The organism is Chitinibacter sp. FCG-7 (genome assembly GCF_040047665.1).
In the GTDB taxonomy this organism is placed as follows: Bacteria; Pseudomonadota; Gammaproteobacteria; order Burkholderiales; family Chitinibacteraceae; genus Chitinibacter; species Chitinibacter mangrovi.
Genome location: NZ_CP157355.1, coordinates 1,939,791 through 1,961,699 on the forward strand (window position 1 = coordinate 1,939,791; position 21,909 = coordinate 1,961,699).

Here is a 21,909-nt window from a genome sequence, read left to right on the forward strand (position 1 = left end):
TTTTTTTATGGCTGCTATTTTGATGGGTATATTGCTGTGGGCAAGACTGTGATTGTCCTGTGGCGCTATACCCCTTACCTTAGGCTAGTTTGCGCACAAAGTGCAAATGCCCCATCTCGCGGACATAGCCCATTTTCTGATACAGGCGATGCGCCGGGACATTCTCCGGTGAGGTTTCCATCGTCAGAATCGCCACGCCGGTGGCCTTGGCTTCGCGTTCAACTTGCGCCAGTAACGCCTCGCCAATCTGCTGACCGCGATTGTCGGGTAAGACGAACAGATCATTGAGCACCCAGCAGCGGCACAGTGCCATAGATGAAAAGCTGACATAAACCTGGGCAAATCCAATCGCCTTGCCTTGCGCATCACGCGCTAGGTACAGACGTGAATCGCCTACGGCCAACCGCTCGGCCAGAAAAGAGCGTGCTTCTTCGCGACTTTGCGAGTGATTGGCGTACTGCGGGGCATGATCGATATAAAACTGGCGATAGGCGCTAAACAGCGGTGCCAGATCATCCAGATCCAGAATGCTGGCGTGGGTAATGGCAAAACGGGTTTCAGGCAGGGTATGGGCAAGCACAGCTTTCTCGTTCTTGTTGTGTGAAGTTACTTAATGTTACAAAAAAACCGAGCGCAAGGCTCGGTTTTCATCATGCTTGTTGTAATTCACCAAGCCGCACTACATGCTCAAATGCCGTCTTGCGGATTATTCATTTGCAAGCGCGCTTCCAGATCGGCGACGCGCGCCTCCAGCTGGGTCACCGTCTCGCGAGTGCGGGCCAGCACTTCCTGCTGAATCTCAAATTCTTCGCGCGTCACCAGATCGAGCTTATTAAACGCGCTTCCCATCATGGCGCGGACGTTTTTTTCCATATCCTTGGCGGGGCTGGCGGCAATGGCATCGGAAATCTTGCCAGCGATTTCATCAAAAAATTTATCTTTCAGCATACGGTGCTCCTTGCGTGAGTCGGGGGTGGCTTAGCTATGAGTTTAGCAGATGCCATTTAGTTTCAATGCGCTGGATGCGTGCACTAATTAAGTGCGGCGAGGTTTTTTGTCGTCATCAGCCTGTATCAAACTAGTGCGAACTTGTCCAGTGTGCGCGCTATCATGCTGATTTTTATTGGATAAATAAATTGGCATGCTTAGTGCTAAGAGTTCATCGTCAAAAAATGATTTCCTAGCCAAGGAGCAAACCATGAAATTTGTTACCGCAATCATTAAGCCTTTCAAGCTCGATGAAGTTCGCGAAGCTTTGTCCGAGATTGGCGTACAAGGCCTGACCGTGACCGAAGTGAAAGGCTTTGGTCGCCAGAAAGGGCACACCGAGCTGTATCGCGGTGCCGAATACGTTGTCGATTTTCTGCCCAAAGTAAAAATCGAAATCGCCATTGCCGACGAGCTGCTCGACCAGGCGATTGAAGCGATCGAAAAAGCGGCGCATACCGGCAAGATTGGCGATGGCAAGATTTTTGTCTTCGATCTGGCCCATATCGTGCGGATCCGCACCAGCGAAACCGGCGAAGCGGCCATCTAAGTCTGAGTCATCTGGAGATAAGCAAAATGAAAAAAATACTAGGGTCTATTGCGCTGCTGGGCGCAATGTTTTTCGCCACCCCGAGCTTTGCCGAGCAAGTGGCTTCGACGGTTGAAGTGGCCTCAGCGGTGGTGGCCAGTGAAGTCAAGGCCGAGGCTTCTGCACCCGTTGCCGCTTCTGCCGTGGTGGCCAGTGCAGTAGAAGCTGCGCCGGCAGCGCCAGCAGTGACGATCAACAAGGGTGACAACACCTGGTTGCTGATTGCTGCGGCTTTGGTGATTCTGATGTCGATTCCCGGCCTGGCGCTGTTCTATGGCGGTCTGGTGCGCAGCAAAAACATGCTGTCGGTGCTGATGCAGGTCTTTACTGTGTTCAGCCTGATCTCGATTCTGTGGGTGGTCTACGGCTACAGCCTGGCATTTACCGAAGGCAATGCGTTTATTGGCTCGCTCAATAAGATCATGCTCAAAGGTGTAACGCCGGATTCAATTGCTGCGACCTGGAATAAAGGCATCGGCATTTCGGAAATGATCTACATCGTTTTCCAGGGCGCGTTTGCGGCCATTACCTGCGGCCTGATCGTTGGCTCATTTGCCGAGCGGATCAAGTTCTCCGCTGTACTGGTGTTCTGCGTGATCTGGTTTACCTTCTCGTATATTCCAATGGCCCACATGGTTTGGTACTGGGCTGGTCCTGATGCCTACACTTCGGCTGAAGCCGGTGCTGCAGCAACGGCCACCGCAGGTTACCTGTTCAAAGATGGTGCGTTGGACTTTGCCGGTGGTACGGTCGTGCATATCAATGCTGCGATTGCCGGTCTGGTTGGGTCCTACTTTGTTGGCAAACGCGTTGGCTACGGTCGTGACCCAATGACGCCGCACAGCCTGACGATGACGATGATTGGTGCCTCACTGCTGTGGTTTGGCTGGTTTGGTTTCAATGCCGGTTCTGCGCTCGAAGCGAACGGTATTGCTGCACTGGCCTTCCTGAATACCTGGATTGCCCCAGCGGCAGCGGCGATGAGCTGGTTGATTGCCGAGTGGATTCTGAAAGGCAAGCCATCCTTGCTCGGCGCGGCGTCTGGCGCGGTAGCGGGTCTGGTGGTGATTACCCCTGCTGCGGGTTTTGTCGGTGTGGGTGGCGGTCTGGTGATGGGTCTGATCGCTGGTGTGGCCGGTTTGTGGGGCGTGCATGGCCTGAAGCGCCTGCTTGGTGCAGATGACTCGCTCGACGTATTTGGCGTACATGGCGTATGCGGTATCCTCGGTGCGATCCTGACTGGCGTGTTTGCCAGCCCGGATCTGGGTGGTACTGGCGTGTGGGATTATGTTGCCAATGGCGTGGCCAGCGGTTACAGCATTGTTACCCAAGTCAAAATTCAAGCTATCGGCGTGGTGTTGACCATCGTTTGGTCAGGTGTCGTGGCCGCGATTGCTTACAAACTGGTTGATATGACCATCGGTCTGCGCGTGAAAGAAGACGAAGAACGCGAAGGTCTGGACGTCACCAGTCATGGCGAGAAAGCCTACAATCTGTAATCGATTTGAAGTGTTCCTGTGTACTTGTAAACCAAGTGCAATTGATAAGCCCACCTCTTGGTGGGCTTTTTTTTCGGCAAGCTGGCTGTAATTTGCTAGATTGGTAGCTCTGTTTTGCATCCATGCCAGGTAGGGCGATGAAACACATTCAAATCAAGCAGTGGCTATTGATTCTGGCTTTGACGGTGGTCGCCGGTTTATTGGCTTTAGCTGCTAACTCATGGCTTAGCCATCGTGATATATCCCGGCAAGTTGGTCTTGCCGGGCAATTGGCCTATCAAAGCAATCTGTTAGGCCAGCTGCGCAGCCAGGTGATCGAGATTACGCTGATTGCTATGGACAATATTGTCGACAAGGAAGAAGGCAAGGTTCATCCAGAACGGATTGCCGAATCCGACAAGCTCAGCCAAAGCATTGAAGCAGCGATTGCCGGTGTGGACGATCCGGCGCTCAAGGCCGAGATTGCCGCGCAATTTGCCCAGCTCAAGCAGGGCGCCGTTGTCGAGCTGCCCAAAGTGATCGAAGCGCGTGCCGATGAAGCTACTTTTGCTGCGATGGACGATAAAATCGACGGTGCCGCCACTAAACTGGCCACATTGATCGAAGCGGCGGACGCCAAGGCGCAGACAGCTTTCGATACTGCTTTGCAGCAGCAGGACCAGGTGCTGGATGATTCAACCCGGCAGATGCTGATTTTGTTCCTGCTCGTCGGCGTGGTGGTTTGTATCGCCTTATGGTGGATTGCCCGGCAGATTTATTTGCCACTCGAAATCGAGCCTCAGTCCTTGCGCGAGCTGGTGAGCAAAATTGGTGCCGGTGATTTGAGCCAGCCTATTCCTTATCAGAATCGCGAGTCAGTGCTGGCAGGCGTGAGCCTGATGCAGCAGGAATTGCAGCAGGTGGTGAAAGCCATCCGCAATGTTTCCGAGCAATTGGGGCAATCGGCCGGTGGGCAAACCGAACGCGTGCAACATTTGCGCGCCCGCGCCCAGACCATGCGGCAGGCCGTGGACGGCATTCAGGATAGCGTTTCTCAGACCAATAGCGGCCTGGCGCAGATGACGACAAGCACGCATGTGGCGATTGATCTGGCGCGCGAGGCTGGATTGCGCGCCTCCGATGGCATTGCGCGGGTCAAATCGGTGGCTGGCAGCATTCAGGTGCTGGCAGGCGGGATTAACCAAGCGGCGTCTGCGGTGCAGGAGCTGGGCGATCAAACCGAGTCGATTTCCAGCCTGGTCATCAGCATTCGAGAAATTGCCGACCAGACCAATTTGCTGGCGCTGAATGCGGCGATTGAGGCGGCGCGAGCCGGTGAGCAGGGGCGTGGTTTTGCCGTCGTTGCCGATGAAGTGCGCAAACTGGCCGAGCGCACGACTCAGGCGACGCAAGATATTGTTTCGGCCATCAGCAATATTCGCGGCCAGACTGCGCAAGTGGTCGATGGCATGACACAGAATGTCGCCTTGGCCGATCAGGGCCTGCAACAGACTCAGGTGGCCCAAGACAGCATGTCGCTGATTGTCGATAGCAGCCAGAATGTGGTGAATGCGGTTGACGAGCTATTGGGCGTGATGGGGGTTCAGAGCGAGCAAAGCGTCGCGGTGACCCGGCATCTGGATGAAATTGATCGCAGCTCGCAGGAAAACCTGACTATTTTCGGCTCGGCCGCCGATCAGTCTCAAGCCCTGAGCCAGCAAGCCCGCGAGCTGGCGCAAACCGTGGCCAAATTCAAAGTTTAATTGCGATACAACTATCGGTGGGTATATTGCTGTAGCCATTTTTTAATATGGCCTGTAGCAATATACCCATTGTTGTCTGATTGAATCATCAGTTATATCGCTGCCTGAATGCTGCCCGGCTTGCGGCGTGAATTCCTAGCGCTGCTGATGCTTTTGCTCAACTAGCTGATCGAGCAATTGAAACAGCGACTGGCTGGCATGTTCAGCGCTGGTAAATTGACGCTGGATCTGCTGTTGCAAGCCGGTGTCGTCCGGCCAATTGTGTGCGGCCAGTGCGACAATCTGGTGCATGGTTTGATAGAGCTGCTGCTGTGGCATGGCCAATTCACGGAAAGCAGCGTATTGATTGTAATCGCGCAGCTCGTTCACGCTGGCGTACCAGCGGCCAAACACGCTGTCTGTGGCCTGCATCTGCAAGGTTTGCTGCGCTTTGCGCGCCAGATCGCCGCCCATCATATTGATATAGCCATTCTGTTTGAAGTACAGAATTTCCACCTTGGCCTGCGAGGCGTGGCAGACGTCCTGCACATAGGCAATCCGTTGCAAAGCCTGTTTGGCGCGCAGCTCGCTGCTCTGGAAACGTTGCTCGATGCCGCTCACATGCTCGCCTGATTCATGCGCCATTTCGCGCATGCTGCCGCTAACCCGGCTAATGCTAGCCGCTTTTTCCTGCAAGGCCGTCATCACCGCACCGATTTCGCTCGATGCCGCCTTGCTGCGTTCGGCCAGTTTGCGCACTTCGTCGGCAACTACCGCAAAGCCGCGCCCCTGCTCGCCAGCGCGCGCCGCTTCAATCGCCGCGTTGAGCGCCAGCAGATTGGTCTGATCGGATAAATCGGCAATCATATTGACCGACGAGCTGACCTTGGCGGCCAGCGCGCCAAAGCCATCGACGGCGGCGCTGGTGTCGTCGATATGCCCGATGATGGCCAGCAGCGTATTGATCAGCTGTACCACTTGCGCCCGGCTGTCTTCGGCGTCGGCCACATTCTGGCTCGATAGCCCAGCCAGCTCGTCGGTCGCACTGGCGATGCCGACCATATCGCCCTGCGTCATTTCCAGATTGGCGAGCAGATTGCGGGTGTTGAGCTCACCCAGCTGCGAGAGCAAGCCGTTACGGCGCTCCTGTAATGCGTTTTTTTCCAGCACGATCAGCGATTGATTGGTGCGATCTAGCGAGTCCCGAAAGACGCCGTGCAGACCCACAGGCTGCGCCTTGCGGAAAAAACGCCCCTGGCTGGCCATTTGCAGCGCGGTTTGCTGCTCGCGAAAGCAGGCTTCCAGTTGATCAAGCATATCGTTGATCGCCCAGCTGATGCGGCCAAATTCATCGGTATTCGGAATATGCAAAATCCGCCCGCCAACTTGTCCGGCGGCCACATCGCTGGCCACGCGCTCCAGCTGCTGCAACAGCGCCAGATCGGTCCGCGATCTCATGACATACAGATGGCCGCAAACGATGCCCGCCAGCAAAAGCAGCAAGGACCAGCTGTTAAATCCATGCAGATACCAGGACAGCAGGAAATGCAGCCCCAGCAGGCTGCACAGGAAAATCACCACCAGCGTCACCCTAGAGTGAAAGGACAAATTCTTCATAGCTCACCCCCTGTTGTTGCAGTACCGAGTTCAGCAGCGCCAGCGAAGCATTGCAGGCGTCGCGCGCGCCTGCGGCTTGTTCGGCGGCCAGCATTTGCTGGTATAAACCTGTGCAGGTATCGACCGCTGAGCGTTTTGGGCAGCGGCGTACAGACAGATACCCAATGATATTGCCTTGTGCATCGTAATCTGGCGTGACATTGGCCAACACCCAGTAAAAGCTGCCGTCCTTGGCCATGTTCTTCACGTAGGCAAACACTTCCTGCCCGCTGGCGATGGTGTCCCACAGGTATTTGAATACGCCGCGCGGCATATCGGGGTGGCGAATAATATTGTGCTGTGCGCCCAGTAGCTCGTGCTCGGTATAGCCGGAGTACTCGATAAAGATGCGGTTGCCGTAGGTAATCCGCCCCTTGGTGTCGGTTTTGGAGACGATAAAATCATTCTCGCGCATGATTTTTTCGTGTTGCGTCGGGGTAATGCGGTTTTTCATGGTGAGCCCGCCTTATGACTGTGTGGCCAGTTGCCAGAATTCGATCAAATCCATGCCTTCCTGATTTTGCGCACGAACCCGCGCGGTTTCCACATCGCCCAGATTGGCCTGTAGCGTGGCAATCACCTGCGGATCGAGTTTGCCCTGCTGCGCCAGCTCGTGCAGGTTGTCGAGCACGGCCGCCGGGCTGAGTCCGGGGCGATATGGCCGGTCTTCGGTCAGCGCGGTGTAGACGTCGGCCACCGCCATAATGCGCGAGCCCAAAGTCAGCTCGGCTCCGGTGCGATGGTAAGGATAGCCGCTGCCATCGAGCCGTTCGTGATGGCAGGCCGCCCATTCAGCGACGTCCTCTAGCCCCTTGATGGCGCCCAGAATATCCAGCGTCAGATAGCTGTGCGAGCGAACCCGCGCCATTTCCTGCTCGCCCAGCGTGCCCTGGCGCTCGATGTATTCGCTGGGAATCGCCAGTTTGCCCAGATCGTGCAAATAGCCTGCCATCCGGATTTTGATGCATTCCTGCTCGCTCATTTGCATATGCCGGGCGATGGTTTCGGCGGTGATGGCCACGCCAACCGAGTGCGTGGCTGTAAAGTGGCTGCGCGAATCAATTACCAGCGCAAAAAACTGGGCAAACTGCAGCATCTGGTCCAGATCCAGGTCGATATTATCGAACGGCGCCAGATCCATCAGAATGCGGTCCAGATTGCGCGAGAAAATATCCAGCCAGAAGCTTTCCTGCTGCGCGGTTTTGCAAAAGGCATCGACAAACAGCGGGTGAAATTTGCTGCCGCTGGCGTCGCAAATCTGCTCGACAATGCCGGGTGCCGCGCCCAGGATATTGTCTTGCCCCTGCGCCAGCACCTCGATGCGGTCGGCCAGATAAATCAGGTGGCTCATCAAGGGCACTGTTTCGCCCTCAAACAAGGCTCCCGCGCCGTAATTCCACTGTATATGGTGGTGGCGTACCAGCGCGGCGTAGCGGTCAAAGCCCGGAAAGCGTGACAGCAAGAGCGCGCCCATGTGTGCATGGGCGTGCGCGTCGTGTTCTTCAAAATCCAGCAGGGCGAGCCGGTCTTGCAGGCCAATTGCGCCAATATCATGAAAAATGGCCGCGCCAAATACATCCTGATAATCGCTGTCGTTCAGCGCCATATTGCGGGCTATCTGCGCAGCGATCAGGCAGGTGCGCTTCTGGTGCGAGCCCAGCGCCGGATCGAGCAGGTCAAGCGCGGTCGACAGCGCGCAAACCATGTCGAACAGGTGAATTCGGAAGGTGGAAAGCGCATCGATTCTGACTTGATGATTGTACATAGCCATCCTGACTAGAGCTGAATGTTTACTCTGGGCTTCAGTATAGGCTGAGGAAATTGATCAATACCGGATTGCTGCAAAGATGCAGCCCAGCGCATAAAGTGGGCAGTGACATCAAGTGAGCAGTGAATATTGCCGCTACGCTTGTGAGCCTGATCATCCGCCGCAGCTTAAATCGCTGCGATACTGTGGCCATCGATTGGCTGGGGAAAATAGCATGATGAAAAAATGGAGCCTGGGTGTGCTGGCTTTGCTCTTGAGTGTCTCGGCGTGGGCCAGCCGCGACTGGCGTGAAGGCGTGTATTACCCGCAAGGCGCGCGCGTGCTTTATCTGGGGCAGAGCTATGAAGCGCTGCAAAGCCATCGGGCGGTGAAGGGGGCCAACTGGAATCCTGAAGCTGCCGCCGCGCTGTGGCGCAAAACGGATGAACGCAGCCACGGCGCAGGCGATGGTCAGTGGCGCGAAGGGCGGCATTACAGCGTCGGCGAACTAAGCCGCTATCGCGGCCACACTTATCGCTGCCTGCAAAGGCACAAAGCCGAAAAAGGCGCAGGCTGGAACCCGGAGCGTGCGCCCAGCTTGTGGGAAAAAGTCAGCCACAATCCGGTTCGGCATCATTAATGTATTGATGGGTATATGCTTCTAGATTAATTAAGATAATGGCTGTAGCAATATACCTTGGTATTTTTGGTTGAAAATGAAAAAAATCGTGATCGCGCCGGATTCATTTAAAGAATCGCTTAGCGCCCGGCAGGTGGCGCAGATGATTGCCGATGCTTTTCGCTCCGCATTGCCTGCGGTGGAGATTGTGGCGATTCCGCTGGCCGACGGCGGCGAAGGCACGCTGGCGGCATTGATCGACGCCACAGGCGGGCAGTTTCGCTCTGCCACGGTGCACGATCCTTTGGGCGATCCGCTGCTTGCGCACTGGGGTTTGCTCGGTGACGGTGAAACGGCCGTGATCGAAATGGCCGCCGCCAGCGGATTGGCGCTGATCGCGCCGCAGCGGCGCAATCCCTTATTGAGCTGCAGCGCTGGCACGGGCGAATTGATCAACGCCGCGCTGGACGCGGGCGTGCGGCATTTTATTCTGGCGATTGGCGGCTCGGCGACCAATGACGGTGGCGCGGGAATGCTGCGGGCGCTGGGTGTGCAATTGCTCGATGCCGCTGGCAAGGCATTGCCTGCTGGTGGTGCGGCGCTGGCGCAGCTTAGCCGGATTGATCTAAGCGGCCTTGATCCGCGTCTGGCGCACTGCCGGTTTGAAGTGGCCTGCGATGTGGATAATCCGCTGACTGGCAGTCAGGGCGCTTCGGCGATTTTTGGCCCGCAAAAAGGCGCAAGCCCGGCGATGGTCGCCCAGCTGGACGCGGCATTAAGCCATTACGCCAGCATCATCCGTCAGCAGGTCGGCATTGATATTGAGCACGCGGCCGGGGCGGGCGCTGCCGGTGGCATGGGCGCGGCGGCGCTGGCGTTTCTCAATGCCCGCCTGCGGCGCGGTGTTGACATTGTGCTGGATGCTACAGATCTGGCGAGACATCTGGCCGACGCCGATCTAGTGATTACCGGCGAAGGCCGTCTGGATGGGCAGACGGTTTTTGGCAAAACCCCGCTGGGTGTGGCGCAACTGGCCAAGCAGTTTGGCCTGCCGGTGATTGCCATTGGCGGCTGCCTGCGCGAAGACGTCGATCAGTTGTATGGGCATGGGATTGATGCGGTGTTTTCCTGCGTGCATAAACCGATGACGCAGGATGAGGCGCTAAGCCATGCCAGCGATAATCTGCAGCGCGTGGCGCGCAATATTGCGGCGCTGATCGCCATCTCGCCAATCGCCAGGGTATTGCCCTGAAGTCCTTGCCAGGGTTGAGCTAGATCTATATACATTGCCATGTATTTTGTTGTTCACGGGCATAAAAAAGCCTCGCCAGTTGTCGCTGGCGAGGCCTTGGCTTGCACTCAATCAGGTGCGGAATTTCGAGACCAGATCGGCCATGCGGCGGGCGAGATTTTCCAGTGCGGTCACCGAATGCGCCACTTCTGTGATCGAGTGATTGTTCTCCTGCGCCATATTGCTGATGTGTTCGATATTTTTGGCAATATCGGTACTGGCCGCCGCCTGCTCGCGCGTGGCATCGGCAATCACCGCTACGTCGGAAATCAGGCTGCGTGTCTCGCCCGAAACCGCGCCGATGGCTTCGCTGGCCTGATTCGAGATCGTCAGGCAGCTGGCAATCTGTTTGCGGGTGACCTGCATATTCTGATCCGAGCTGGAAATTTCGCCCTGAATATCGCCGACGATATGGCTGATTTCCTGTGTGGCTTCGCTGGTTCGCGCCGCCAGCTTGCGCACTTCGTCGGCCACGACGGCAAAGCCGCGCCCCTGCTCGCCAGCGCGCGCCGCTTCGATGGCGGCGTTGAGCGCCAGCAGATTGGTTTGCTCGGCAATATCCTTGATCACGCTGACAATGGTATCGACTCTGGCCGATTGCTGATTCAGTTTGCCCATCGAGCCCGATAGCGCATCGACCGATTGATGCAGCTTGTCGATTTCCTGCGCCACATTCTGCACCAGCGATTGGCCTTCTTCGGTCGAGCGGCTGGTGCTGGCCGCGCTGGTTTCAAAATGATGCGCGCTTTCGGCAATATGCTGGATGCTCACCGTCACTTGCTCGACGCTGGCGGCGGTGGCGGTTGACGATTCGGCTTGCTGCTGCGAGGCATGGGCGACTTTGTCGGCCACGCCGCTGAGCTGGCGTGCAGCCATGCCAACCGATTCGCTTTCACTGCGCACCTGCACAAACATCTCGCGCAGATGCTCCATAAAGTGGTTGAAAGCCTCGCTGGTGCGGCCGATTTCATCGTGCGACTTCACCTCCAGCCGCCGCGTCAGATCGCCCTCGCCATGAGCCAGCGTTTCCATCGCGCTGGCCAGCCTGCCCAGCGGCGCGGTCAGGATGGTCAGCATAAAGGCCAGCACCGCCAGCAGCAGCACACCGGTAATCAGGCCAATAATAATCGCATCACGCCGCGCATTGACGGCGTCGGCCACGATCACGTCTTTGGGGATCGACACGCCCAGACCCCAATATTGCCCGGTATTGCCCACCGTGATGGCGCGCCAGACGTGCAATGCGCCGTCGCGTTCAAATTCCAGCGTTTTGCCCGCCTGCATTTGCTGCAGCAAATCAGTAGGATACAGGCTGGCATTGATCGGTTTGCCCAGCAGGCTGCTGTTCTGGTGGACGACGTACAGTCCGCCATTGGAGACCAGCGTCAGATGGCCAACGCCGAATGGCTTGAACTGGCTGAAAATGCTCTGCAGCCGATCCAGCGGCAAATCCACCGCCGCAACGCCCTGAAATGCACCGGCCTGATTTTTAATCACCACGGCCAGCGACGACATCAGAATGCTTTTGCCTTGCACATCGTAGGGGAAAGGCTCGGTAATCGTGTCGCGCTGGCGCGATTTGGGGACAAAGTAAAAATCACCCCAGCCTGCCTGATCATAAGGCGGTTTGTAGCCGGCCGGATTGCTGCGAAACGGCATGGCTTCCTGTTGCTGTTTTTCCCCCATCATGACGTCCTGCGCCACCTTGTCGCCCGAGCGAGTCATATAGGGCATATAGCGCCCGGTTGGATCGTGGCGAGGCCAGTCACTGGCATATTCGGCGTCTTTGCCGTCCAGCGCGTTGGCCTCCATCAGCATCCATAGCCCCGAAGCGTCGGGAAAACCGCCGAGCAATTTCAAAATCAGCTGGTCTATGGTTTTGCGCGGTGGGAAATGCTCGCCCTGCATGCCGGTAACGGCGTCGGCTAGATGTTGCGGCAAGGCAAAACCGATACTGAATTGCGCCTCGATCTGTTTGGCGTACGATTCGGCCTGCTCCTGCGCGCGGATTTTGCCGACGCGCTCGGCATCGGCGTAAACCTGGCTGGCGATCATCCAGATCATCACGGTCAAACCCAGCCCGATGGCCAGCGTGGCGGCAATCAGCACCTTGGTGCGCATTTGAAGGCGGGCAAAAAGTGGGTGCATGATCTTTCCTTCACGTGCTGAACAATCGGCGGATTATCTTGTTCATAGCACGTCGCGCCGCGTTTTGTTACCGTGATCTGACATAGTCGCAGGGCGATAGGGCGGATGCGATGGTGCGTGCGCAGCGGGGAAGTGAGCGTGGTGCGAAGAGCCTGGCCTGGTTTTAATACGGGGTGGATGTATTGCTCTGTAAGTGAATTTGAATAATGACTATAGAGCTATACCCTTGATTTAATCCATTGCCCGAATGATAAGGCATAGCGCAGCGCCACATAGCTAATTACTGCACTGGCAATTGCCAGCTCCAGCGCAGCCATCCAGCCGATTTGCTCGATCATCGCGGTGGGTAAATGCCAGCTGATAAACAGTGCGTGCACTTTGTATAGCGCTGTTGCACCAATCGCCATCGGGAAAGTCAGCGCCGCGTAGCCGGGGGAAAAAGGCAGGCGCAGCAAATGGATAAACGCCGCGTACACGATCAGCGTCATCGTGATTGCCAAGCCCAGCATCACAATCACCAGCAGCGGCTGCGGCGTGATGGCGACGCGCAGATAGGCGGCCAGCGTCAGGCTGGCGGGCGCGGCCAGAATCGCGATGGTTGGCTGCGCGCCTCGGGGAATAGTGTCACGGAAAATCAGGCGGTAAAACATCAGCGGCATCATCAGCGCATAGCAGGCCAGCGCAAAAGCCATACAGGCCCAGGCGATACCGTGCGACCAGCTGCCAGCTTCGCCAGACCAGGTGACGGCCGCCACGGCGATGCCTACAGGTGGCACAAACCAGCTGGGCACCATATGCTGCAGCGAAAAATCGCGGCGGCGATAGCGGATAAATTTCACCAGAAAAAAGACATGCACCCCAATCGCGGCTAGCCAGACAAGCAGGCCACAGGTGAGCAGATACAACGCAATGCCGTGGCTGACGACCATCAGTGCCATGGCAAAAGTGGGTGCCACGCTGCCGACTACCGGATGTTTCAGATCGGTTTTCAGCGTATCAAAATGCAGCGCAAAGCGTCCGCACAAGAGCAAAAGTAGCAGGGCCGACAACAGCATCGTGGCGGTTTCAATCCGCCCCTGTGCTTGCAGCGCCGAGTCAAGACACATACCCAGGCCACCAATACCCAGCGCCAGCCCGCCCAAAGCGGTGGGCAGCTGGCGCAGCTGTTGTGACAGGGCCGATAAATGGCGAAATAGGGTACTTGGCATTTCATTCTCCTTATCGTATTTGTGGATTAATTAAAAAATACGATCTGTTTTATGAATGATATGCCGATGGCAAAGTGAGGGCTAGGCGAAAAATACCAAGGCCGCCACTGCGTGATCAATTACATGATTTTCAGCAATTCCACTTCAAAAATCAGCGTGGCGTTCGGCGGAATCACACCGGGTACACCGCGTTCGCCGTAGGCCAGCTTCGGCGGGCAAACCAGTTTGGCCTTGCCGCCTTCGCGGATTTTCTGCACGCCTTCGGTCCAGCACGGCACCACGCGCGCCAGCGGGAAAGTCGCTGGCTGGCCACGTTTGTACGAGCTATCAAATTCCTTGCCATCGGGCAAAGTGCCACGGTAATGCACGCTCACGGTATCGAGCGCTTTGGGCGCAGCGCCTTTGCCTTCCTTGAGCATGGTGATTTCAATGCCCGATTCGGTTTTGAACGGTTTGGCGACTTCAGTTGCGTGGGCAGAGCAAGTTAGAGCACTAAACAACATCGCGGAGTAAATTATTTTCATTGGTTTTCCTTTGGTTCGGAAGTTTGGTTGAGGTATCTGCAGCAATAGGCGGTTGACCAAAAGATGATGGAGGGAACAATCATCAATGTCGCAATAGCAAATGGTAAATACCAGATGCCGCTCAAGAGCATGAGTAGGGCTGCCCATCCGATCACTAGATGTAATGCAGTAACTCCAATAGCAGTGAAAGTGGTAGCAATGGTGAGGTGTATTGTTTTGGTTTTTTTGATTGTTGTGAGTTGTACGCTCAGCGCTACACAACACACTAGCCCGAAAAAATGCTGTAAAGCTAAATTAAAAATTGATCCCAAAAGCATACTACCAACATCACAGCAAACTTTAGGGGGGAATAGAAATTGATATGGGAAGTATGAAATCAATGCCCCGATTAGATAAATGATGATGACGTCAGCTGTGTGATCATTATCGACTTTGTCATATTCAAACATATCTATTTTTTCTCATCAAACGATCTGCCCCATGCGCAGCAGAGGCCGCGGCTCAACCAGTATATTGTGCGTGTTATCCGACACCCAGGTCTGGCCGTCCTGAATTGTGAATTGCAATTGCATCGTGCGTTCGGTCATCTTGGCCAGCTCTGCCAGCGTGTCGGCATCGACGCCGACGACGTTGAGATGATTAAAGCGGGTGAGTTGACCTTTGATGCCGTCAAACCAGATATCGACCACGCGTGCGCCATAGGCGTAAATCCAGACTTCGTTTGAGCGCCCGCAGGCTTTTTTGATGCGCTTTTCGTCAGGCATGCCCAGGTCGATCCAGTTTTCGATCGCGTCAGTCAGATCGCGCTGCCAGATATCAGGCTCGTCATCGGCGCACAGGCCGCGCGTGAGTTCGAGCGATTCGCTGGCGTGCTGGGCAAATGCCACCAGCCGCAGCATCATGCGCTCGTCGGTTTCGGAAGGGTGGCGGGCGATAGTCAGCTGGTGAGTCGCATAATAATGGCGATCCATATCGCTGATATTGAGTTCGGCTTTGAAAACCGTAGATTTGATGGCCATGAGACAGAGCTAAAGCGGAAAAGATCGTAGTGTAGCGCTTTCGCCTCCGGCTTGTATCAGGCCGCAGCCCCTTGGCGTGATCGCTACAACGCCGGATGGATGTAGCGGCAGAAATCGACCTTTGATCAAATAAAGAGCAAAAAGCCCATTTATTTGCATACAGCGTTTGTTTTTTTGACTAAATATTCTGTAGAATCCGAGTTTTAGCGCCCAACCAATCGGCGCGCCGTGGTTTTGACGTCCTGTCACCCGGCCTCTCTCTTCAATTTACCTCAACCTGCCCTGGATTGGTATCGCGCCCGCGATAGGCCGCAGCAGGAATATTCAATGTCTGAACTGACTTTTGCCGATTTAAAATTGGCCGAGCCGCTATTGCGCGCTGTTGCAGAAACCGGTTACACCAGCCCGACGCCGATTCAAGCGCAGGCCATTCCCCAAGTGATATTAGGCGGCGATTTGCTCGCCGCAGCACAAACCGGTACCGGTAAAACCGCCGGCTTTACCTTGCCGATTTTGCAGCGTCTGGTTGAAAAAGGCGCACCAACGAGCCAGAAAGGCGCGCCGCGCGTGCTGATCTTAACGCCAACGCGTGAATTGGCCGCGCAGGTTGAAGAATCGGTTAAAACCTATGGCAAATACCTGCCGTACACGTCGATGGTGATGTTTGGCGGTGTCAATATCAAACCGCAACATCGTCGCCTGCATTCACCGCTGGACATTCTGGTTGCTACGCCGGGCCGCTTGCTCGATCACGTTGGCCAGCAAACTGTCGATTTGTCGGCGGTGGAAATTCTGGTGCTGGACGAAGCCGATCGCATGCTCGATATGGGCTTTATCCACGACATCAAAAAAGTATTGAAGCTGGTTCCTGCCGAGCGCCAGAACCTGCTGTTCTCGGCCACATTTAGCGACGAGATCAAAGACCTCGCCGACAAGCTGCTCAATAATCCGGCGCTGATCGAAGTAGCCCGCCGCAATACCACCAATGAGTTGGTGAGCCAGCGCGTGCATCTGGTGGATCGCGATAAAAAGCTGCCGCTGCTGACGCATCTGATTAAAGAAGGCGACTGGCATCAGGTGTTGGTGTTTATGCGCACCAAACACGCGTGTAACCGTGTGGCCGAAAAACTGAACAAAGACGGCATTACCGCAATGGCGATTCACGGTAACAAGAGCCAGAACGCTCGCACCGCTGCGCTGGCGCAATTTAAAACCGGCGAGCTGCAAGTGCTGGTGGCGACCGACATCGCCGCACGTGGCCTTGATATTGAAGAGTTGCCGCACGTCGTCAATTTTGAATTGCCGAATATTTCCGAAGATTACGTTCACCGCATTGGCCGTACTGGCCGCGCTGGCTGTACCGGTGAAGCGCTGTCGCTGGTGTGTGTCGACGAGCTCAAATTCCTCGCCGACATCGAAAAGCTGACCAAGCAATCGATTCCAAAATTTACTGTCCCCGGCTATGAAGCCGATCTGAGCGTGAAGCCAGAGCCAATTGTGCGTGGTGGTTTGGGCCGTGATCGCCCACCGCGTACGCCACGCACCAATATGAATTCACGTCCTCCGAAGGGTTGGAACAAAGCCAACGCCGAAGCGCTGCAAGCTGAGAAAGATGCGATGCTCGCCGCTGGGGCCAGCCCGGAAGAAGTCGCCAAAGTGATGGCGGCGAAAAAAGCTGAAGCGGAAAGCAAAATACAGCGCAGCCCACGCAGCGGCCAAGGTCGCCGTCGCCCCGAAGGCAGTGTAGATGCTGTGGTTGCCAGTGCTGACGGTGAAACGTCGCCAGCGCGTGCGCGTCAGCAGCGAGAAGGGCAACCACGCGAAGGGCAGGCCCGTGGCCGTGGTCGTCGCCCGGCTGGTGAAGTGCGTGTTGATGGCGATCAGTCACAACGTGCGCCACGCCAAGAGCGTGCACCGCGGGATGGAGCGCCTCGTCAGGAACGCGCCCCACGTGGCGAAGGCCGTAGCAATGAAGCACGTCGCCCGCGTTCTGAGGGCACAGCTGGCCGTGGCCCGCGTGAGAATTATGACGAACGCCAGCCTATGTCGAATGCCAATGCCCTGCCACCCGAGCTGATGCAGCGCCCGGCGCGTGGCCCGCGCTACGGCAACGGCGGCAATGCTGCCTCGACGCAAGGCGGCTTCCCGCCGATCCCGCGTCAGGGTGGCTATTACGACAAACCGGAAACCGGTGGCCGTGGCGGTTCACGCAGTGACAGCAGCCGTGGCCCGCGTCCGGCGGGGCGCGATGGTGCTCGCACTGATACCCGTGGCGGTCGTCCACAGGTACGCGACGGTCGCCCACCAGCCCGCGATGGTCGCTCTGCCGCCAGCGATGGCCGCCGCACCGACCAGCGCAAGCCGCAAACACACACACCGCACTCCGAAGGCCACGGCGGCCAGCGTCGCCGCTCTGCGCCAACGGCCGCACTACTCGGTGGCGGTAAACCCCGCGACGAAGAGTAATTACCGGGTAGGTCGGGTTAGCGAAGCGTAACCCGACGTGTTGCGATAGGTATTTAATCGAAGGCCATATTTTATATGGCCTTCATTCGTATACGGGACAGGGTATGTATTCCGCGACTTTCATTTTCACCGCTAAACAATACAACGACGAATTTCACGCGCTCGACGCGCTGATTGCCACGGCCGCCAAAGAATCAGTCGGCTATATCGGCGAAGAAGCGTGGGAAGATCCGAAAACGGGCCGCATCGCCAATGTGTATTACTGGGAATCCGAGGCCGGGCTCAAAGCGCTGATCGCCCACCCCGAGCATATCGAAGCCAAAAAACGCTATAGCGAATGGCTGGGCGGCTATCAGGTCATCATTTCACAAGTGTTGAAAACCTATGGCGATGGGCAGATGGGGCACGTACTGGCTGGCTGCGCAGCATTGCGCTAACGAATTGCCTGCAGCAGATTGTCAATTTCCGGTCGGGCGAAGTAGTAGCCCTGAATCAGATGCACGCCCATCTCAGTGAGCGTGCGATATTCGGCTTCGGTTTCTACGCCTTCTGCGATGACCCGGATTTTCAGCCTTGAGCAGGTCAGCAAAATGCCTGCCAGAATAGCCTGACGGCTGGCGCTGCGATCAATTCCCCGTGTTAATTCCATATCGATCTTGATCACATCGGGCTGAAACTCTGCCAGCAAATTCAATCCCGAATAGCCAGCACCAAAATCATCAATCGCCGTGGTAAAGCCACGCCGCCGGTAAGCCTCAAAGATACCGGCCAGATGCTCGCTATCATTGACCCTTTCCCCTTCGGTCACTTCAAACATCAGCCGATTGGTGGGAAAGCGGAATCGCTCCGAGGCCTCCAGCGTGGCGCGAATGCAGGTTTCGGGGCGATACACCGCATTGGGCAGAAAGTTGATCGACAGCAGGCAATCGGTTTGGTTTTGCAGCCCCAGCTTGGACGCCAGCTCAATGGCTTTCACCCGGCATGCCTGATCAAAACGATAGCGGTTGCCATCGTTGACCTGCTCCAGAATGCTGTAAGCAGGCTCGCCATTCATGCCCCTGACCAAAGCTTCATAAGCGAAAGGGCGCTGCAAATCGGTATCCCAGATCGGTTGAAAAGCCATCGTAAATTCAAAGCCCAGACCTTCAAGATTGCGGCACTGATCGCAAGCAATCGGCTTGAATGGTTCGCTAAAGATGGATTTGCTGTGTTTGAGTTCCATATTTGCCTTCGCTGCACTGATATAAACAAGCTCATCCAGCATAGCTCAGCAAAGCCAAAACGGGGTGAATTGCTCCAATGCGTACGCAGATTTTCCACCTTTAATACGTCACCGGGCGTGGTCAGCAAGGGGCGGCAGGCCATGTGCTGCATAGCATTCGCCAACTTACCTTACCCCAGTGAAACTCCACCATTTTGGGCACCGCAGGCTTAGCCTGCGCTGTGATGATCTTATTATTGCTTTTGCATCCCATGCGTGAGTAGCTTGCCGTTGACGAATTGGCCGCTGATGACGGTGTTGCCGTTTTGCCAGCTGGCAGATTCGCTTTTGATGCCCAGCAGGCTGCCTGCATCGCTTTGCGTCGGTTCGCCAAGGATGGCGACAACCTCGGCGCGGCTCATGCCGCTTTCGAGTTTTTGGTAGTTTTCAGCGGTGATTTTGCTGCACGCGGCGAGCAGGAGCAGGGCGAAGAGGACTAGTAGGCGTTTCATATGGGCAGGCACTGTGGGATCAAAGTGCCTGCCAGTATAACGAAAACGCCGCCGCTCTGGCGTGGGCGGCTGGGCTCAGCCTTGCGCCGCATAACGATGGCCAGTGCACGGCAAAAGCTGACCCAGCTGTAGGCATTGCGCTTGAAGCGCCACATCGTCCAGATAGTCGAAAATACTGATTTGCTCGCCATACGGGGTCAGCCCGATCTGCGGGTTGGCGAGTGTTTGCGGCAAGTAAAGGGTGTATGGCACGCCACCGCTGATGTCTGTGATGCGCAGGAAAGCGGAATCGTTCTGAGGTCTACAGCGTGGCGCGGATGCAGGTTTCGGGGCGATATACCGCATTGGGCAGAAAGTTGATCGACAGCAGGCAATCGGTTTGATTTTGCAGCCCTAGTTTGGACGCCAGCTCAATGGCTTTCACCCGGCACGCCTGATCAAAACAATAGCGGTTGCCATCGTTGACCTGCTCCAGAATGCGGTAAGCAGACTCGCCATTCATGCCCCTGACCAAAGCTTCATAAGCGAAAGGGCGCTGCAAATTGGTATCCTGGATCGGTTGAAAAGTCATCGTAAATTCAAAACCCAGACCTTCAAAATTGCAGCACTGATCGCAAGCAATCGGCTTGAATGGTTCGCTAAAGATGGATTTGCTGTGTTTGAGTTCCATATTTGCCTTCGCTGCACCGGTATATGCAAGCTCGTCCAGCATAGAAGGCCAAAAGCAGGGTGAATTGCTCAATTTTGCGAGCAAATATTTAACCTTAATGCGCCACCGGGTGTGGTGATCAAGGTGTGCTTGGGAATGAATAGCTGGCAAGAATATGCTGATCACCCAGCCTAAGCAGAGCGCAGTAAAAAAACGCTGTTACGAATGGCTGGGTGGCTCTCCGATGATTTCGCTAACGCTAGCGTTAAAGCCGATGGCGATGGACTACCAGAGAACGTTTTGGATCAAATTCAGCTGCAGTTTGTTTTACTTCTGTCAGCATAAATTACTTATTCGCAGAGTTAATGCACCATACCACCATAAGTACCCATTCCTGCGGTTAAATAGTCAAGAAGATTATTGCCACCCCAGTCATTCATCCCTTCTGACTCACATTCAGTTAGCTTTGAGCGGCCTCGTTGCATAATTCCGCCTACACCTTTGCTGAAGTAAGCTTCCCCATCAAAGCTTTCAGTGCATTTGCTCCATCTGTAGGCTGTGCCGTCATTTAGATCACTTGAGGCAATTAATTTAACGCGATATCTATCGTTTCCCAAATCCAATAGGGTACCGCTCGCACGAACAGACCCATAAGTCGGGCTATATCCTGGCGGTGCGCAGCCTTGAAATTCAACGGTATAGTCGATAGCGCCACTTACAGTGTTCCATGTGTAGTTGACAACTCGTTTGCCACTACCACCGTACTGGGTTGCACAGCTTAGCTCTATTGTCTCTGCATAGGATTGCATACTTGCCCAACACAGGAATAAGAATAAGGTTTTCTTCATTTTATGTTCGTTAGTAAGAATTGAGTAACAATTATAGTTGTGTACTTAAGTATGAAAAAATACTTAACTTGAATAGTTGTAAAAATCATAATTGAAAGTTGCTGTTTTATTACGCAACAGCATGACTATCATCCTGCTTTGTCTATACCGAGCCTGAAACAGCGTAAAATCCCGCCAAACGAATTCGAGCCTGCTTATGCCTACTACTCTGCACACCAAAATCACCCAGCGCCAATCCGGTATCTTGCTGTATGGCATTACGCCGCCGAAGGCGAATAACACGCCGGAGAAAATCGCCGAGATTGCTGCTTTGCAGATTGAGCGCATTGCGCCGCTGGGCGTCGATGGGCTGGTGCTGTATGACATTCAGGACGAGGCTGATCGCACCGATGCGGCGCGGCCATTTCCGTTTATGGCGACGCTCGATCCGCTGGTTTATAGCCGCGACTATCTGGCTGCGCTGGCTGTGCCGAAAATCAATTACCGTTGCGTGGGCAAATATTCGCCTGATGCTTTTCGTGCTGATGTGAGCGCGATGGCGGACGGTGGAGAAGGCGTCTCGGTGTTTGTTGGCGCGGCTTCGCGCGAGCAGCAGGTGTCGCTGTCGGTGGCGCAAGCGTATGCGTTGCGCCGCGAAACCAATCCCGATCTGCTCGTGGGTGGCGTGGCGATTCCGGAGCGGCATTTGGTCAAAAACGACGAACACCTTCGCGTGGCGCACAAAGTCGCCGAGGGGTGTTCTTTCTTTGTGACGCAGTGCGTTTACAACGTCGAAGCGGCAAAAAATTTCCTGTCAGATTACTTCTACGCCTGCGAGGCCAGCGGCACGCCCATGGTGCCGATTATTTTCACCATCACGCCGTGCGGCTCGGTGAAAACGCTGGAGTTTATGAAATGGCTGGGCATCAGCATTCCGAAATGGCTGGAAAACGATCTGGTGCATTCGGGTGATATTCTGGCCAAATCGCTGGATGTATGTAGGGGTATATTCTCAGAGCTGATGTCCTATGCTGCCGAGAAGAAGATACCCGTCGGGTGTAATGTCGAAAGCGTGGCGATTCGTAAAGACGAGATCGAAGCGTCATTGCAATTGGTCCGCGATGTGCAGGCGATGTTTGCCAGCGCGTCAATGTAAAATCCAAGCGCAAAAATTGTTCGCGCCGCGATGGAACCAAGCTCATGCCGGGCGAGTCCGAGCAGTTCTTTTCTACTTAGATTGAACTGG

General features: G+C 55.4%; 23 protein-coding genes. 8 read left to right on the top strand and 15 right to left on the bottom strand.

What is annotated here, in order from left to right; genetic code table 11:
- Positions 1-79: 79 nt before the first annotated feature.
- Positions 80-580: a GNAT family N-acetyltransferase gene (locus ABHF33_RS09210; protein WP_348943689.1), complete on the bottom strand. Its 501-nt coding sequence runs from the start codon at positions 578-580 to the stop codon at positions 80-82.
- 107 nt (positions 581-687) lie between these two features.
- Positions 688-948 (bottom strand): accessory factor UbiK family protein, encoded by a 261-nt coding sequence (locus ABHF33_RS09215; protein ID WP_157670428.1) that lies wholly within the window; start codon positions 946-948, stop codon positions 688-690.
- A gap of 250 nt (positions 949-1,198) precedes the next feature.
- Here ABHF33_RS09215 and glnK point away from each other — a divergent pair, with 250 nt between their 5' ends.
- The 3 genes from glnK (at position 1,199) to ABHF33_RS09230 (ending at position 4,817) form a co-directional block, all read left to right on the top strand.
- A complete protein-coding gene (glnK, locus tag ABHF33_RS09220; RefSeq protein WP_157670427.1) occupies positions 1,199-1,537 on the top strand; it encodes a P-II family nitrogen regulator in 339 nt (112 codons plus the stop codon).
- 26 nt (positions 1,538-1,563) lie between these two features.
- Positions 1,564-3,075, top strand: a complete 1,512-nt coding sequence (gene amt, locus ABHF33_RS09225) for an ammonium transporter (protein ID WP_348943690.1) — start codon at positions 1,564-1,566, stop codon at positions 3,073-3,075.
- A gap of 137 nt (positions 3,076-3,212) precedes the next feature.
- Positions 3,213-4,817 (top strand): methyl-accepting chemotaxis protein, encoded by a 1,605-nt coding sequence (locus tag ABHF33_RS09230; RefSeq protein WP_348943691.1) that lies wholly within the window; start codon positions 3,213-3,215, stop codon positions 4,815-4,817.
- Between the two features lie 135 nt (positions 4,818-4,952).
- Here the strand turns inward: ABHF33_RS09230 and ABHF33_RS09235 are convergent, their stop codons facing one another.
- Genes ABHF33_RS09235 through ABHF33_RS09245 form a run of 3 tightly spaced genes read right to left on the bottom strand, consistent with a single transcriptional unit; the run spans position 4,953 to position 8,217 of the window.
- Positions 4,953-6,413 carry a methyl-accepting chemotaxis protein gene (locus ABHF33_RS09235; RefSeq protein WP_348943692.1) on the bottom strand — a complete coding sequence of 487 codons (1,461 nt, stop codon included), beginning with the start codon at positions 6,411-6,413 and terminating at the stop codon, positions 4,953-4,955.
- Complete coding sequence (locus ABHF33_RS09240) at positions 6,388-6,906, bottom strand: PAS domain-containing protein (protein WP_348943693.1); 519 nt, start codon at positions 6,904-6,906, stop codon at positions 6,388-6,390. The genes ABHF33_RS09235 and ABHF33_RS09240 overlap by 26 nt, the downstream gene beginning before the upstream one ends.
- Before the next feature lie 12 nt (positions 6,907-6,918).
- Complete coding sequence (locus ABHF33_RS09245) at positions 6,919-8,217, bottom strand: HD-GYP domain-containing protein (protein ID WP_348943694.1); 1,299 nt, start codon at positions 8,215-8,217, stop codon at positions 6,919-6,921.
- Between the two features lie 217 nt (positions 8,218-8,434).
- Here ABHF33_RS09245 and ABHF33_RS09250 point away from each other — a divergent pair, with 217 nt between their 5' ends.
- Positions 8,435-8,839, top strand: coding sequence for a carbohydrate-binding protein (locus ABHF33_RS09250; RefSeq protein ID WP_348943695.1), 405 nt, complete (start codon positions 8,435-8,437; stop codon positions 8,837-8,839).
- 76 nt (positions 8,840-8,915) lie between these two features.
- Positions 8,916-10,070, top strand: coding sequence for a glycerate kinase (locus ABHF33_RS09255; RefSeq protein ID WP_348943696.1), 1,155 nt, complete (start codon positions 8,916-8,918; stop codon positions 10,068-10,070).
- A gap of 111 nt (positions 10,071-10,181) precedes the next feature.
- Here ABHF33_RS09255 and ABHF33_RS09260 read toward each other — a convergent pair whose 3' ends face one another.
- The 5 genes from ABHF33_RS09260 to ABHF33_RS09280 form a co-directional block, all read right to left on the bottom strand.
- Positions 10,182-12,257, bottom strand: coding sequence for a methyl-accepting chemotaxis protein (locus tag ABHF33_RS09260; RefSeq protein ID WP_348943697.1), 2,076 nt, complete (start codon positions 12,255-12,257; stop codon positions 10,182-10,184).
- 218 nt (positions 12,258-12,475) lie between these two features.
- Positions 12,476-13,465: a TDT family transporter gene (locus ABHF33_RS09265; RefSeq protein WP_348943698.1), complete on the bottom strand. Its 990-nt coding sequence runs from the start codon at positions 13,463-13,465 to the stop codon at positions 12,476-12,478.
- Between the two features lie 119 nt (positions 13,466-13,584).
- Positions 13,585-13,989: an FKBP-type peptidyl-prolyl cis-trans isomerase gene (locus ABHF33_RS09270; RefSeq protein ID WP_348943699.1), complete on the bottom strand. Its 405-nt coding sequence runs from the start codon at positions 13,987-13,989 to the stop codon at positions 13,585-13,587.
- The gene (locus tag ABHF33_RS09275; RefSeq protein WP_348943700.1) at positions 13,986-14,438 is read right to left on the bottom strand and encodes a hypothetical protein; all 453 of its coding nucleotides are present in this window, start codon (positions 14,436-14,438) and stop codon (positions 13,986-13,988) included. The genes ABHF33_RS09270 and ABHF33_RS09275 overlap by 4 nt, the downstream gene beginning before the upstream one ends.
- Positions 14,439-14,453: 15 nt before the next feature.
- On the bottom strand, positions 14,454-15,008 hold the full coding sequence (locus ABHF33_RS09280; RefSeq protein WP_348943701.1) for a YaeQ family protein: 555 nt from the start codon (positions 15,006-15,008) through the stop codon (positions 14,454-14,456).
- Positions 15,009-15,335: 327 nt separating this feature from the next.
- Here ABHF33_RS09280 and ABHF33_RS17010 point away from each other — a divergent pair, with 327 nt between their 5' ends.
- Together ABHF33_RS17010 and ABHF33_RS09290 are read left to right on the top strand one after the other, a co-directional pair.
- Entirely contained in the window at positions 15,336-17,474 is a 2,139-nt protein-coding gene (locus ABHF33_RS17010) for a DEAD/DEAH box helicase (protein ID WP_432803931.1), read from the top strand.
- Positions 17,475-17,578: 104 nt separating this feature from the next.
- Positions 17,579-17,911 carry an antibiotic biosynthesis monooxygenase family protein gene (locus tag ABHF33_RS09290; protein ID WP_348943702.1) on the top strand — a complete coding sequence of 111 codons (333 nt, stop codon included), beginning with the start codon at positions 17,579-17,581 and terminating at the stop codon, positions 17,909-17,911.
- On the opposite strand, the gene ABHF33_RS09295 is transcribed toward ABHF33_RS09290, so the two are convergent.
- From ABHF33_RS09295 to ABHF33_RS09315, 5 genes are all read right to left on the bottom strand, one after another.
- The gene (locus tag ABHF33_RS09295) at positions 17,908-18,696 is read right to left on the bottom strand and encodes an EAL domain-containing protein (protein WP_348943703.1); all 789 of its coding nucleotides are present in this window, start codon (positions 18,694-18,696) and stop codon (positions 17,908-17,910) included. The two genes, ABHF33_RS09290 and ABHF33_RS09295, sit on opposite strands and share 4 nt — an antisense overlap.
- A gap of 233 nt (positions 18,697-18,929) precedes the next feature.
- Positions 18,930-19,187 carry an outer membrane protein assembly factor BamE domain-containing protein gene (gene bamE, locus ABHF33_RS09300; protein ID WP_348943704.1) on the bottom strand — a complete coding sequence of 86 codons (258 nt, stop codon included), beginning with the start codon at positions 19,185-19,187 and terminating at the stop codon, positions 18,930-18,932.
- 75 nt (positions 19,188-19,262) lie between these two features.
- Positions 19,263-19,439 (bottom strand): hypothetical protein, encoded by a 177-nt coding sequence (locus tag ABHF33_RS09305; protein WP_348943705.1) that lies wholly within the window; start codon positions 19,437-19,439, stop codon positions 19,263-19,265.
- 49 nt (positions 19,440-19,488) lie between these two features.
- Positions 19,489-19,857, bottom strand: coding sequence for a hypothetical protein (locus tag ABHF33_RS09310; RefSeq protein ID WP_348943706.1), 369 nt, complete (start codon positions 19,855-19,857; stop codon positions 19,489-19,491).
- A 341-nt stretch (positions 19,858-20,198) separates the two neighbouring features.
- Positions 20,199-20,684, bottom strand: a complete 486-nt coding sequence (locus tag ABHF33_RS09315) for a hypothetical protein (RefSeq protein ID WP_348943707.1) — start codon at positions 20,682-20,684, stop codon at positions 20,199-20,201.
- A gap of 196 nt (positions 20,685-20,880) precedes the next feature.
- Between ABHF33_RS09315 and ABHF33_RS09320 the strand changes: the two genes are divergently transcribed.
- Complete coding sequence (locus ABHF33_RS09320; RefSeq protein WP_348943708.1) at positions 20,881-21,819, top strand: methylenetetrahydrofolate reductase; 939 nt, start codon at positions 20,881-20,883, stop codon at positions 21,817-21,819.
- Positions 21,820-21,909: the final 90 nt, after the last annotated feature.

Excerpts from the sequence above, each read along its gene's own strand:
- ABHF33_RS09215 (WP_157670428.1), bottom strand. The coding sequence starts at position 948 with ATGCTGAAAGATAAATTTTTTGATGAAATCGCTGGCAAGATTTCCGAT.
- glnK (WP_157670427.1), top strand. The coding sequence starts at position 1,199 with ATGAAATTTGTTACCGCAATCATTAAGCCTTTCAAGCTCGATGAAGTT.
- amt (WP_348943690.1), top strand. The coding sequence starts at position 1,564 with ATGAAAAAAATACTAGGGTCTATTGCGCTGCTGGGCGCAATGTTTTTC.
- ABHF33_RS09230 (WP_348943691.1), top strand. The coding sequence starts at position 3,213 with ATGAAACACATTCAAATCAAGCAGTGGCTATTGATTCTGGCTTTGACG.
- ABHF33_RS09235 (WP_348943692.1), bottom strand. The coding sequence starts at position 6,413 with ATGAAGAATTTGTCCTTTCACTCTAGGGTGACGCTGGTGGTGATTTTC.
- ABHF33_RS09240 (WP_348943693.1), bottom strand. The coding sequence starts at position 6,906 with ATGAAAAACCGCATTACCCCGACGCAACACGAAAAAATCATGCGCGAG.
- ABHF33_RS09245 (WP_348943694.1), bottom strand. The coding sequence starts at position 8,217 with ATGTACAATCATCAAGTCAGAATCGATGCGCTTTCCACCTTCCGAATT.
- ABHF33_RS09250 (WP_348943695.1), top strand. The coding sequence starts at position 8,435 with ATGATGAAAAAATGGAGCCTGGGTGTGCTGGCTTTGCTCTTGAGTGTC.
- ABHF33_RS09255 (WP_348943696.1), top strand. The coding sequence starts at position 8,916 with ATGAAAAAAATCGTGATCGCGCCGGATTCATTTAAAGAATCGCTTAGC.
- ABHF33_RS09260 (WP_348943697.1), bottom strand. The coding sequence starts at position 12,257 with ATGCACCCACTTTTTGCCCGCCTTCAAATGCGCACCAAGGTGCTGATT.
- ABHF33_RS09265 (WP_348943698.1), bottom strand. The coding sequence starts at position 13,465 with ATGCCAAGTACCCTATTTCGCCATTTATCGGCCCTGTCACAACAGCTG.
- ABHF33_RS09270 (WP_348943699.1), bottom strand. The coding sequence starts at position 13,989 with ATGAAAATAATTTACTCCGCGATGTTGTTTAGTGCTCTAACTTGCTCT.
- ABHF33_RS09275 (WP_348943700.1), bottom strand. The coding sequence starts at position 14,438 with ATGTTTGAATATGACAAAGTCGATAATGATCACACAGCTGACGTCATC.
- ABHF33_RS09280 (WP_348943701.1), bottom strand. The coding sequence starts at position 15,008 with ATGGCCATCAAATCTACGGTTTTCAAAGCCGAACTCAATATCAGCGAT.
- ABHF33_RS17010 (WP_432803931.1), top strand. The coding sequence starts at position 15,336 with ATGTCTGAACTGACTTTTGCCGATTTAAAATTGGCCGAGCCGCTATTG.
- ABHF33_RS09290 (WP_348943702.1), top strand. The coding sequence starts at position 17,579 with ATGTATTCCGCGACTTTCATTTTCACCGCTAAACAATACAACGACGAA.
- ABHF33_RS09295 (WP_348943703.1), bottom strand. The coding sequence starts at position 18,696 with ATGGAACTCAAACACAGCAAATCCATCTTTAGCGAACCATTCAAGCCG.
- bamE (WP_348943704.1), bottom strand. The coding sequence starts at position 19,187 with ATGAAACGCCTACTAGTCCTCTTCGCCCTGCTCCTGCTCGCCGCGTGC.
- ABHF33_RS09310 (WP_348943706.1), bottom strand. The coding sequence starts at position 19,857 with ATGGAACTCAAACACAGCAAATCCATCTTTAGCGAACCATTCAAGCCG.
- ABHF33_RS09315 (WP_348943707.1), bottom strand. The coding sequence starts at position 20,684 with ATGAAGAAAACCTTATTCTTATTCCTGTGTTGGGCAAGTATGCAATCC.
- ABHF33_RS09320 (WP_348943708.1), top strand. The coding sequence starts at position 20,881 with ATGCCTACTACTCTGCACACCAAAATCACCCAGCGCCAATCCGGTATC.